The organism is Pseudomonas sp. D47, assembly GCF_045447305.1.
GTDB lineage: Bacteria > Pseudomonadota > Gammaproteobacteria > Pseudomonadales > Pseudomonadaceae > Aquipseudomonas.
Genome location: NZ_JBJGXU010000101.1, coordinates 1 through 12523, shown reverse-complemented (window position 1 = coordinate 12523; position 12523 = coordinate 1). Strand labels below are relative to the sequence as shown.

Below are 12523 nucleotides of genomic sequence, written 5' to 3'. Positions count from 1 at the left end.
CACAGAGCAAGCAAAACTCGCAGCAGTGCAGGATTATTGTTCCGGTAGCGCGGGTTTGAGGGATGTTGCACACCGTCACAATGTGGACTTTTCATCCCTTCGCCAGTGGGTTGCGGCCTATCAGGTACATGGCGCTGCTGGGCTGAAACAGAAAAGGCTGCAGCGCTACAGCAACGATTTCAAACTGTCTGTTTTGAAGCGTATGCGTGAGGAGCAGCTGTCCTATCGACAGACGGCGGCCTTGTTCGATATCCGTAAATTCGACATCATCGGCCTCTGGGAACGCCGCTATGATGAGGGCGGTTTTGATGCCCTTACCAAGCAGCCTGATAGAGCCGGACGTCCGAAAAAAATGCCAACCTCCATTCCTCCTGTTCAACCCAACTCACCCGATGACGAGTCGCGCTCACGCGATGAATTGCTTGCTGAAGTGAAGCAGTTGCGGATGGAAAACGACTACCTAAAAAAGCTCGAAGCCTTGGTTCAGGAGAAGAAACGAGTAGCGCAGCAGAAAATGGACTGCCCCCGGCATCGTAGACATCTCCAGCCTATGCTTTGAGCATAGGAGGAAGTTTATGAGCACCCAACGATTCACGCCGGAATTCAAGGCAGAAGCCGTGAGGCAAGTTATTGAACGCGGATACTCCGTTGCGGAAACAGTCGAGCGCCTCGGCGTTTCGACCCACAGCCTCTACAAATGGGTCAAAGCCGTGACGCCTGACAAAACCGAGAAACAGGCCAGCGAGTTGCTCGAAGCCAAAAGCGAGATTTTGCGGCTGCGAGCCCAAATGCGACGCTTGGAAGAAGAGCGCGACATATTAAAAAAAGCAGCGCGGTACTTCGCCAGGGAACCCGAGTGAAATACCGCTTTATGAACGAGCATCGGCATCAATACGCGATCACTACGCTGTGCCGGGTTTTGCAAGTTGCTCGTGCCGGGTTCTATCAATGGCTACACAAGCCTGTTTCTGACCGCGAAAAAGAGAATGGTCGGCTGTTAGGGCTGATCCGCGACTCCTATGCGGCCAGTCGAGGTGTGTATGGCGCACGGCGGGTGTTTGCTGACTTGCGCGAGGCTGGAGAAAGTTGCGGCAAGCACCGTGTCGCGGCACTGATGCGCACCAATAAAATCAAGGCGCTCAGAGGATATAAAGCCCCGCGCGCAATCAAAGGCAGACCATCGATCATTGCCCCCAATCGACTTAACCGGGCCTTCACTGTCGATGCCCCTAATAAGGCTTGGGTGACCGATATCACTTACATCCGAACGTGGCAGGGATGGCTATATCTGGCTGTCGTACTGGATCTCTACGCTCGCAAGGTGGTCGGCTGGTCAATGAAGCCAACGCTAGGCAAGGAGCTGGCGCTGGACGCGCTGCTCATGGCGGTATGGCGCCGTAAACCCAAAACCAGAGTCATCGTGCATTCGGACCAGGGTAGCCAATATGGTAGCGATGACTGGAAACGTTTTTGTCTGGCCAACCACCTTGAGCCGAGCATGAGCCGCCGAGGAAACTGCTGGGACAATGCCGTGGCTGAGTCTTTTTTCAGTAGCCTGAAAAAAGAACGCATCCGCAAGAGGATCTACAAAACCCGGGACATGGCCCGTGCCGACGTATTCGATTACATTGAGGCGTTTTACAACCGAACGCGTCGTCACAGTCACCTGGGCGGCGTCAGTCCTGAGGCCTTTGAAAGTGCCTCACTTTGAGGCTGGAAAATGTCTACGGGAGCGGGGGTAGTCCATTTCGTTAGTCAGTGAGGGCTTATGTCCCAAGCATGAGAATCTTGTACTTGCTCTGTCGTTTTACGCAAGCATATCTGTGAGTCGGCAATCTTAAGCGAGTGTTGCAAGACGAAGTTCCGTGCACGGCCTTGGCTCATCTCTGCTATATAACTGTTAATGAATACCGCTAGCGTAAAACTCCGAGCCTGGGGCTGTTCCGCTCCTGTCGGTATGCATTCGCACTCCCGGTTGGTCAAGCCGAGGTTGGCCGCAGCGCTACACTCTGCTCGTGTCAAGCTGTCGCTTGAGTATGACCAGGACGCAAACCCCCAAAATGGCCGTGGAAATCGGTAGGGTCAGGAATATGCCGGTTACCCCCAGCCACGGCGCTAGCACAAACAGTGCGGGCACCTGAATCAGCATGTTCAGCACCGTGATTGCGATGGCTTTTTTGTTTTCGTTAATGGCCTGGAAATAGGCGGCGGCCAGCACCAAGAGGCCGTCGATAAACAACGCAAACAGATGCAGTTGCAGCGCCTGCACCGTGGCTTGGGTCAGCGGAGTGTCTTCAGGGCTAACAAAAATGCCTGTCCAACCATAGGGCAGCGTAACGATCAGTCCCACGAATACCACGCCGGTGCCGACTACCCAACGCAGAGCTAGCATGAACGTTTGCCGGATAGCGGCAGGGTGGCCTGTGCCGTGAAAATAGCTCACCATCGGTTGCATGCCGGTGGCCAAACCTTCAGCTACTAAGTAGTAAATTGTCATGACGTAACCGGTGACAGCGTAAGCAGCCACATGCAATGTGGTGCCATAATGCATCAGGGCAGCGTTGTGCAGCACCACGGCGAAGCCGGCATACAGATACATCAGCAAGCTGGAAAAGCCGCTGACCGAGATGATCCGGTACAAGGTGCATTGTGGCCAAATCCATAGATTTGCGGGGTACAAGGTCAGCGGATTTGCTCGGGAAAATAAAAAGCACGCACCGATGATGACCGAGAGCGACTCCCCTACCACGGTGGCCCATGCCGCGCCTACCAGGCCCCATTCCAAGAGTACGATAAATACGTAGTCGAGCAACACGTTGACTACGGCTCCGGTCAGCAGCATGCAGGTGGCCAGCATAGGCGAACCCAGGTTTCTGACCAGAATGGGCAACGCCAGACTGGCCATGATTAATGGCGAGCACCACCCGAAAACGCTTAGGTAGTCACAGCCGTGACGCAATACGGTGGCCTCGACTCCTTGGATCAACAAAAGTTGCTCGCCCCAGACAGTGACCATTGCGCCGATGGGAAGACCCAGCAGCAGAAGCAGCCACAGGGCATGAACAATGAACTGACGTGCTTTTTGCAGATGTGTTTCACCTTGTGCGATCGAACAATGGATCCCAGCGCCCGTGCCAATCATCAGGCCGACGCCGGCAATTAACCCGATCCAAGGCCATGCGGTATTGATTGCGGCCAGGCCATCTGCGCCCATGAAGTGACCTACGAAGATGCCATCCACGATCTGATAGACGCCGCTGACCAACATGGCAAAGACAGTGGGCCACGTGTAACGCCAGTAAGTTGCGGGTACGTTTTGCGGCGTAATGGTAGCTTCAGCCATAGTTTCAACCTTGGAGAAATGAGAAAGCGAATGAGGGCTTTGCGAGGAGGACTGCGCTCGCAAGAGCTTGATATGGCATGAGTGGGGAGTGAGTTGAATTGGACCTCGACGTTGATCAGCGCCAACTTGACGGTTTACAGCTTGGCCAGTTGGGGGTGCAGGTCGTCGACCCTGCGATCCTTTTGCCAATGCTGATCCGGTTCTAGCGCTGGGTGGTGTAGCCGTTGGGAATCGGACCGATACAGGTGATAGTCAGCGGCTTGCGGGGTTTTGTATAGTAGACGATCAGGCCTTAGAAGTAGTCGAGCAACTGCCAAGCGCTGCCAGCCCAGCCGACTACTTTGAACGGCGCAAAGTGCGCCGGCGGCGGCACTGCGACGCACCTGCCTTTAACAGAAAGGCGCCCTGCTCTATGGATGAGGCTGAAATCTCGACCAAGCCGACATATAGCCCTTGTGCATTGGTCTGGTAAGCGGTTTTGGTGTTCATGAATACCTCTGCTAATGCGATACAGCAGCTCGACGTTGAAAAAGAAGATTACGGGCTGCATTGGTTGCCAACGACGTGGCTTGGAATACTCTGCGCTTTGCAGCCGCACTAAAAAAATCTCCATACCGAATCTATCTCGGGCAATCTACGCTAAGGCTGGCAAGCTATGACAAGCTATCGGTCCAGCCCGATCGCTGAGCTAGGCTCTGCGCGCTGAAGGGGTTGTTCTGGCCGCTTTAAATGGCAAGGTCTTGAGCCGGATTAGCATCGAGGTGCTGTAGCAAGGGTTTGACACAGCCCACAGACAGGCAGTTGGAGCTCGAGCAATGATCAACGACGTAATTCAGTAAGAAGATCCGACGCGCTCAAAATATGGTTATCGGCCTCGTGGGGATAGCGCTCGCGATCATTCGACGGTATTTCAAGCGCATCGCAGAGCTGGTGTTCATACGTAGCCTCCGAAGGTTCGTGACTAGTCATTCCCAGACAACGGGGCGTAGTTAGCTTGTCTACACATCGCTATTAAAAACGGTAACGAAAGCAGCTAATTTTCGTCACTTGCACAACACTTCACGATGAATCATGCCCGCGTAAATCACGCAGGGTCGCCGTCACAGCGCTCGTTGCTATCCCGAAACCTAGCGAAAAGCGCCGGGTCAGAGGTTTACTTTAATTAATCGTTTGCTATGGGGTATGAAGTAGTTGTCTGCGATCATCCGATTGCCTGTGCTCGCCGTGCCGACATCCCAGCATGCAGTGTGCCAAGGGGGCGAAGTGGCGGCTCAATGCGGCCAGTGTTTTATCCTGTAGAGGCGTAACTGCCGCTGTATTGGCTGCTACGAAAACTCTACAGTCACCGACCATCGATTGACGCGGCCCCCAAACCTCTCGCCGCCAGCTGATTACACCACATCGTACAAACTACGGTGGGGCATAGAAAAATACGCTCTAGCCAGTTCATGAGCGGGAAGATCCTTAGAGTAGAACCAGCCTTGCGCTTTACGGGCGCCCAAGGCACTAATGCGTTCAGCTTGGTGCCCCGTTTCTATACCTTCAACCACTACATCGATATCAAGCTTTTTGGCCATGTTCAGTACATGAGACAGAATTATGTTTGCCGCAGAGCTATCTGCTCGCAGGGTCATTGATTTGTCGATCTTGATGATGTCTACCGGAAACTGATCCAGGTACGCAAGATTGGAGTAACCGGTACCAAAGTCGTCGAGCACAATGAGGTGGCCATGAGCTCGCAACCTGTTCAGTTGAATGGCCGCTTTGCGGCTGTTTAAGGCTTCGCGCTCGGTCACTTCAAACGCAAAACGCGATGCCGAAAGTTTGTGTTCTGACAACAGTTGCTTGATAAATTCTGGAAATGTCGAATCCATAACATCGTCGGCGCAAAGGTTGATGGTGATGTAAAAATCATCACAGGCCCACAGGGTTTCACAGTAATCCTCGACAACCTGTTGGCAGATCCAGCGGGTGACTGTGGGCATCAAACCTGCTCGCTCGAGTACCGAGATAATGACCTCGGGATGAAAATCGGCACCCTTGGAAGGCCAGCGCAGCAGCGCCTCCGCTCCGAGCCACCTACCCGAGCGCATGTCCACGATCGGTTGATAGTGAATCGCGAGTTCCTTGCGGTGCAGCGCTTTGAGAAAATCGGACGCAGAAAAAAGGTATTTGTAATACATGGCATTAACAGCTCGTTGAAGCCAAATAAAGGGAAAAAGGAACCGAACTCGGTGAAAGAGCGGCGGCACACGATTAGATTTCATGGTCGATTCTGATCTTGAGGACGAAGTACTTTGAACTGGAATACGGATACGGTGCTTCACGTGAGACTCGGGAGTGCATGGCACACTTGCAAGCAGGCGCCCGTGCAGGTCCGCCAAAGCGTTCCAAGCGGCAGCGTTTGAGAGGAGAGGCTGGTTCAGTTGGGGCTCGCGCAGAGCCGGGGGGGGGGGGGCACTAATGCGCAGTGCGGAGATAAGCGCCGACCATCCGTCAGCCAGCAGAGCGAGAGGTGTCTTACATTTCATGTAGTTTCCCCTACATCTCGCCGCTTGCTGTTTAGGAGAGCAAGGGCAAGAAACTATTTCTCCGAAATTATCCGTACTGAGTATGTGTCAATTACATTTTGGCGATCCCAGCCTAAAATCAATTATAGGTGCGAGCGCAAAAACCTTTAGCGCAATCAGTGTGAATTGGGTTTGATTCACTAATGCTCCCGCTACACTGTGTCCAGCGAGCCTGGAGAGTGTCTAGAAAACTCAGGAGATTCATGACATAGCCAATTAATTAGAACATATATTAAGACTCTGGCAGGCAGCACGCTTGAGTCGCCACGTAAGCCCGGCGTTCGCAGTTAAATGCGTAAGTCAGTTCATTTATCAGTGTCACTTTGCACAGGTCAAAGCATTACGTGGGCAGTTGATCGAAAACTTTCAGCATTTAGCGCCTAGAGCGGCGTGCCAACGAACCGCTGCGGGGCGTTTGGGCGGATGCTGAGAGAATCGGTGATGCGACTCTTAAACTTGATTAATTCTGAGCGGATGATGTAGAGATGTCGCGAGGCCTCAAATCCCAATTTTACGAAACTTAATTGGGCCGGCAGCACTTCTAGGTCGCACCTTTTATTCATTGTGATGGAATAGCCCAAGAGCACATCTAATTCAATCAGTTAGCGTGCTCGCTTTTTATTAAAATGTCTATAATTTAACTTTACGCCGGGTAGGGGGTCAAATCCAAAATATTGGAACAGGTGAGGTATTTCGCGTACGCATCCCTACCCTAATAGCTTTTCTGTGCGCACGCGTTGAAGCATGCGCCATGCCGTGGAGCGCCCAGCGCCCAGCGGCTGGGGGCTCCATAAGGTTACTCGGGGCCAAAACAGTGCACCGAGCTAAGTTCTTTTAGGTAGAAGCACAAGCTGCCGCCTTTATTGTTCAGCTTGTACAGGGTCAATTCCGACATGGCTGTCGAGAGGAATGTTTGGTTAAAGGAAATATCTCGATCGACGGGAAGCGCTTTCTTCTGGCTTGCTTCATACTTATCGATGATGAACCGTCCACTACCGGCAAAGCTGCTGAGCAGCATTAAGGTGTATTTCTGGCTCTCCTCGTTGATCTGCTCAAACTGATGAACTTGTTGGCCATGCGACTGCAGGCGCTGATTTGCGGATAATTCTTCTCCATTGCTGGCGATGATCTTTCCCGAAGCAAAATAAATGCCCTGAAAAATGGGTCTCTGCGAAAGTGCGTAGTAGATGCCATGAAGGGCGGCAAGCAACACAATGATGGCAATGAGTGTCATTCGTAAGCTAATGGTGAGGAGCTTCACTCCAGGCACTCCTTCAGTTGTGCGTCCGTAATCGCACTGAGCTGCTTTTTATGAATACTCAGAAAACGAACTCCTGTGCCACGATCAATGCAGGTGATTTCATAAAAGCTGTGCATGCGATTGAATATCACGGTTTCCGGCTGCGTTATCATATCGGTCAAGCGTGAGCGTAGCGGTTGCATAAGGCTCTTTATTAGAATCAGCTCCGATTCACTTTCAGACAAGTAAAAAATCGTCAGATCCCCCATTGTTTCCTCCAGCACCGAAAGCCCCTCTTGTTCGGCAAGTACCCAGTCAAAGCGCCACATGAATGCCACCAGGAGAACTGTTACTAAGGCCGCCAATATGTAATTGATTAATGTGACGTTGGACGGCGTCGACGTCGAATAAATTTGGGGCGTCACCGGAAGGGGCAGAGGAGCGCTTGACGGCTGTCCGTCCTGCATGTCAACGAAATAGGCGTGCTCCGGCTCCTTGCTGAGGTAGCTCGAATTAAACCGGTAGCCACGTCTTGGGAAGGTCTGAATAATTGCCCGCAGGTCATCATCGTGAAACAGCTCGCGAATGTTAGATATCGCCTGATTGAGGCTGTTCTGCCCAACCACGCGGCGCGGCCAAGCAAATGAAAAAATCTCTTCGCGGCTTACAATCACATCTGCATTGAGAATTAGTAGCTCCAAAATCCGGCTTGAGGTGTAGCTAAGCTCAAAAAATTTGCTCCCCGTTCCATCTTGAACCACTATTTGGTGCTTGGACGGTGTGAATTTTGCGTTCTGCCGCCCATCCAGAAATGTAATGAAATAGTCGCATGATTTTGGCTCTGTAGTGAGGGGAAGGTGCTTGTCAGCCGTGAACATTGCGTATACTCCTATATCATATTTGATACTAGGCCTTTATGGCCCGATCCGGCCAGGCGTCATAAACTGTATTGATCATTATCAGAGCCCGTTTAAAGCAAGAGGGGCGTCATTATTTCGTCGGTTCAATTGGGCCGAAAGTAGATTCGGGTTTAAAAGCCAATAGGGCATCCGTGTGAATGTTACGTATATAAACTACGTCCGTCGTTTTCGCGGGCTATAGTAACAAGTGAATGCATAAAATTTTAGTGCTACCAAGGTATCCTATACAGCCAACCTAACCGTACATAATGCAGGAGTTCGGCAACAAACACTTCGGGCAGCCAGCGTCCAAATATATGTCATTCAATCCGCAGAAAAAAGTACCTGTCCATGCTCAACATCGCAGGGGGCCAAGCGCGAATATATCGTTTTGCTCGATCTTTCCTGCATCATTAATTCATCAGGATTTTTTCAGATTTATGCGCGGTCTTTTGCATGCATTACAGATCCTTTGTAAGCGCTTGAAATTTCACTGTGTAAGGCTGAGCTACTGGCGTGCCCCACTAGCTAAAAAACCAGCTCTCACGCGAGTCAATTCCAGTGCGTACCATTTCGTATCGAATTACTCAATGCTGTCTTTAATGGCCCCGTTCCTTGCTGGGTACATCACTTTGGTTAATTTCAAATCACGCTGCCTGACCCAATCATAGATGGGATTGACGGATTGCAGTAGTTTATGAGGTGTGATTTCCTTAAATTAATTCATATTCATCGTGCATAGGCGCCTTTTGCTGATGGACGGGCTTTCTTGGTTCGGAATGATCAGTATTCTCATTCGTCCTCGTCTTTTTTTTGGCGGACGTAAGCAGCTTAATGGGAGGGCGCTGGTTGTGCGCAGATGATAGGTGATTGGTGCGCATAGGCCTGGGTGTGAAGCTTGCAGGGGGCGAGATGGGGCGGGGCCGTCAACGGATCTGTTTAGTAGGATGCGTCAGGTTCGACGCAAATGGTTCGGTACCAGTCGCTTTGGGTGGCTGGATTATTTATATGCATTTTAAGATGATGCGTAAGGCCGGTTGCTAGCGTCAAGCCAGGGCGGTTGCAGGAGCTGAGTGCAACACGGCTATTGGATTGAATTGGGCGTATCGTGCCGCATAGCCATGGCCTTTTGCATCACCTCACTCATCATTTCGATCGGACATTTGAAATCGAAGCGTTTACGGGGTCGCATATTCAGTTGTAAGGCAATGGCATCCAGCTGTTCCTGGCTGTGTCCCGACAAGTCAGTACCCTTGGGCAGGTACTGACGGATCAGACCGTTGATGTTTTCGTTGCTGCCGCGCTGCCAGGGGCTGTGTGGGTCGCAGATGTAAATGGCCACCCCGGTCTGCTGGGTGATTTCAGCATGCCGCGCCATTTCTCGGCCCTGGTCGTAGGTCATGCTCTTGTGCACCGCCAGCGGCATGCCATTGAGCGCTGCACTGAAGCCCTCCATCGCCGAGGTTGCCGTCGCATCATTCATCTTCACCCGCATCAGGTAGCCACTGGTGCGCTCCACCAACGTGCCTACGGACGAGGCGTTGGCCTTACCCGCAATCTGCTCGGGAGACAAACGCTCACGCAGCATATGAGCCACCAACTCGAAGCGCTCGTTACCCGGCAACAGCCTTCGCATCGGTCGACAAACCTGGCGGCGGGCCAGCATCTGCTGCTGGGCCACGCGGGCCGAGTAGCCGTCGAAAGCATCTTGATTGCGACCCAGTTCCCGGCTGATAGTCGAAGGGGATCGGGTAATCAAGCAGGCGATCCTACGCAGGCTGAAGCCTTGGGCATTACCCTATTTGAATGGTGGCGCGCTCTTCAGCGCTGAGTTCGGAATAAGACATAGGGGCAGCACCGTACCGGAAAGGTCAGGTGTTGCACTCAGTTTTTGCCGCCGCCCAGAATAAAATTATAATTTCGACAGGGGTTTGGCGAACGCCGGCTAGTGATAACTAACTATTAACGAGATATTCACAACTATTTCTCTAGTGCTTTTGCTCGGTTTACTTGAGCTCCATTATTCATCCAGGTTAGTAATTTGAAGATGATGGAAAGACGCTCATCCCCTTTATTTCTTAGTATGAGAGACTTGTATAGTTAGCTATTCAACGAATTTAAGATGATTATTAAGGGCTTTGAACTGGTTCATTCGTATGAATTTTCGAGCCGCATTGTGAAAAGTGGTGGTGGATTGATGTCGGCCGCTCAGTTTTCAATGCGGTGTCGGAGTGGAAAATAGAAAAAAGGGTTATGCTGCGATCGTGGATGGGTGAAAGTTGTTGCCGCTTTAAAACTAGTGCACCGACTTATTTACCTTTTCCCAGGTCGTAACCGAAGCTGGTAACCGAAGCTGTATGCCTTCTACAAAACGTTTGCAATGACTAGTGCCATTGTTTCGTCCGACGGCTATGTGCGTTCAATCTGCAGAGTCATCCGAATAGTTCGCATTTAGCAAATTACAATAACAATCAATACCAAGGAAGGTCATAAGATGCTTAACGGCACGGGTAGTTATGTCTTCGTTGGCGATAATTAATTTTTAGCGCATAGACCGATTCTGGAGACGAACAAATGAAAGCAGTGATCACAGTCGTAAATAAAAAGACCCATGCATCCAGCACTGTCTCCGGTCTTCATGCCTCGCTCACCGAGCCTTCCGTAGTGGAGTTGTCGGTCGATTCCGTCAAAGACATCGCATCACTAGAGCGTCAAGGTAATGCGTTGGTGATCTCGATGCGTTCAGGTGAAGTCATTACCCTGGACGATTTTTACCTGCTGCACAAAGGCGTCAAAAACACCCTGGTCATTCAAGACCCTCAAGGGTTGGTCACGCCGGCCCTGGATGCGGCGGGGCAGCCGATTTTAGATCAAGGTGGCTTTGTAAAAATCGAAAGTATTCAGCCTTTACTTGACAGCACATCTTCTGAATTTAACGGGTGGTGGCTGGCGGGCGCAGGACTGTTGGCTGGGGGAGTAGCCCTGGCGGGTGGTGGTGGTGGTGGTGGTGGCCATAGCTCCTCAAGCCCGTCCACCGATCACACCCCAAGTGCGGGTGCGCGGATCACTGCGATAAGCGCTGATAACGGCGTGACGGGCGATTTTATTACTAATGATTCGACGCTGGTCGTCAGTACCATGCTCAATGGCACGCTTGCGACGGGTGAGAAAGTTCAAATATCGCTGGATGGAGGGGCCAGCTGGCATGACGCGCAGTCGATGGGCGGAAATATTTATGCCTATGACAACACCACCCAAGTGCTGGCCGACGGTACCTATCTGTTTGAGGCCCGGGTTATAAGTGCCGCAGGTACGCCCGGGGCTGTCAGCACTCAAGTCGTGGTCATTGATACGGGGCCTCCTACCGCTACTCAAACCATCAGCATCGCGAGCGTCAGCGATGATACGGGTATTAGCGGCACTGATTTCATTACCCGTGACAACACGCTGCTCATCACTGGACTGCTGGGTGAGCCGCTGGCCGTAGGTGAGAGGGTAGAGATTTCCCTAGACGGCGGGCTCACCTGGTTCATGGCAAACGTTTCGGCTACCGCCTGGAGTTACGACAATACCGCCAGCGTGCTGCTCGATGGTAGCTACAGCGTGGTGGCCAGGGTGATCGATGCCGCAGGCAACGTTGGGCAAACAGCCAATCAATTGCTGCAAATCGATACGACGGTGCAGCACGCAATTATCAACATCACCTCGATCTCACCCGATACAGGTATCAGCAGCGTCGATTACATTACCAATGGCACAAAAATTACGTTTTTCGGTACCCTGACAGCGCCATTAGGCACAAACGACCGTGTTGAGATCAGCCTGGATGGTGGCGGCACTTGGCACCAGGCCATAGTCACCGGCACGGCTTGGGAATATGACCCCCTGCTCGACGGTACCTATCACGTCATTGTCCAGGTCATTGATGCGGCGGGCAATGTCGGCAGCTCTGCCCGCATTGATATCATCGTTGATACTTCTGATCCCGTCATGTCCGTCGGATCTTCGGAGGTGCTTAATCTGGATGGCAGATTGAGTGTCTCAGGTGTCGCGGGTACCGCTGAGCCGGGCAGTATGGTGGTGGTTATATTCCCCGATGGCAGCACGGGGAGTTTTGTCGCAGCAGCAGATGGCAGCTACGGCCCGATCACCAGCGCCATGCCTCAGTCGTCCGGTCATACCAAAATTACGTTGACCGACGTGGCGGGTAATAGTAGTGCACCCATCACGCTTACTTATGTCGATACCACTGCTCCATTGACTCCGGAAAAGCCGCTGGTCACGATCAAACCGGACGGCATCATCAGCATTTCTGGAGGCGTCGGCGCGGCCGAACCCGGCAGTGTGATTCACGTGATCTTTCCCGATGGGACGTCGGGCACCACCCCCGTGCGCACTGACGGCAGCTACGGTCCGATCACCAGCAACAGTCCACAACCCAACGGCGATGTAAGAGTCGTTGCCACGGACC

General features: G+C 52.2%; 6 protein-coding genes and 2 pseudogenes. 3 read left to right on the top strand and 5 right to left on the bottom strand.

Going from position 1 to position 12523, the window contains the following annotated elements; all coding sequences use genetic code 11:
• Positions 1 to 476 (top strand): annotated as a pseudogene (locus ACI77I_RS30680) (helix-turn-helix domain-containing protein); the annotation flags it as partial.
• 99 nt (positions 477 to 575) lie between these two features.
• Positions 576 to 1711 (top strand): IS3 family transposase gene (locus tag ACI77I_RS30675; RefSeq protein ID WP_406999919.1). Its coding sequence is split into 2 segments (ribosomal slippage): positions 576 to 828 and positions 828 to 1711, totalling 1137 coding nucleotides; the frame shifts between segments, so codons are not numbered across the junction.
• Positions 1712 to 2002: 291 nt separating this feature from the next.
• Here the strand turns inward: ACI77I_RS30675 and ACI77I_RS30670 are convergent.
• From ACI77I_RS30670 to ACI77I_RS30650, 5 genes and pseudogenes are all read right to left on the bottom strand, one after another.
• Entirely contained in the window at positions 2003 to 3343 is a 1341-nt protein-coding gene (locus ACI77I_RS30670; RefSeq protein ID WP_406999917.1) for an MATE family efflux transporter, read from the bottom strand.
• A gap of 1391 nt (positions 3344 to 4734) precedes the next feature.
• Positions 4735 to 5610, bottom strand: coding sequence for an EAL domain-containing protein (locus tag ACI77I_RS30665; protein WP_406999915.1), 876 nt, complete (start codon positions 5608 to 5610; stop codon positions 4735 to 4737).
• A gap of 1099 nt (positions 5611 to 6709) precedes the next feature.
• Positions 6710 to 7174 carry a hypothetical protein gene (locus ACI77I_RS30660; RefSeq protein ID WP_406999913.1) on the bottom strand — a complete coding sequence of 155 codons (465 nt, stop codon included), beginning with the start codon at positions 7172 to 7174 and terminating at the stop codon, positions 6710 to 6712.
• Positions 7171 to 8031 carry a transcriptional regulator gene (locus tag ACI77I_RS30655; protein ID WP_406999911.1) on the bottom strand — a complete coding sequence of 287 codons (861 nt, stop codon included), beginning with the start codon at positions 8029 to 8031 and terminating at the stop codon, positions 7171 to 7173. The genes ACI77I_RS30660 and ACI77I_RS30655 overlap by 4 nt, the downstream gene beginning before the upstream one ends.
• Before the next feature lie 1105 nt (positions 8032 to 9136).
• Positions 9137 to 9899 (bottom strand): annotated as a pseudogene (locus tag ACI77I_RS30650) (IS30 family transposase).
• Between the two features lie 727 nt (positions 9900 to 10626).
• Here ACI77I_RS30650 and ACI77I_RS30645 point away from each other — a divergent pair.
• On the top strand, positions 10627 to 12523 hold a 1897-nt coding region (locus ACI77I_RS30645), incomplete at its 3' end, for an Ig-like domain-containing protein (RefSeq protein ID WP_406999909.1).

Excerpts from the sequence above, each read along its gene's own strand:
- ACI77I_RS30655 (WP_406999911.1), bottom strand. The coding sequence starts at position 8,031 with ATGTTCACGGCTGACAAGCACCTTCCCCTCACTACAGAGCCAAAATCA.
- ACI77I_RS30670 (WP_406999917.1), bottom strand. The coding sequence starts at position 3,343 with ATGGCTGAAGCTACCATTACGCCGCAAAACGTACCCGCAACTTACTGG.
- ACI77I_RS30665 (WP_406999915.1), bottom strand. The coding sequence starts at position 5,610 with ATGAAATCTAATCGTGTGCCGCCGCTCTTTCACCGAGTTCGGTTCCTT.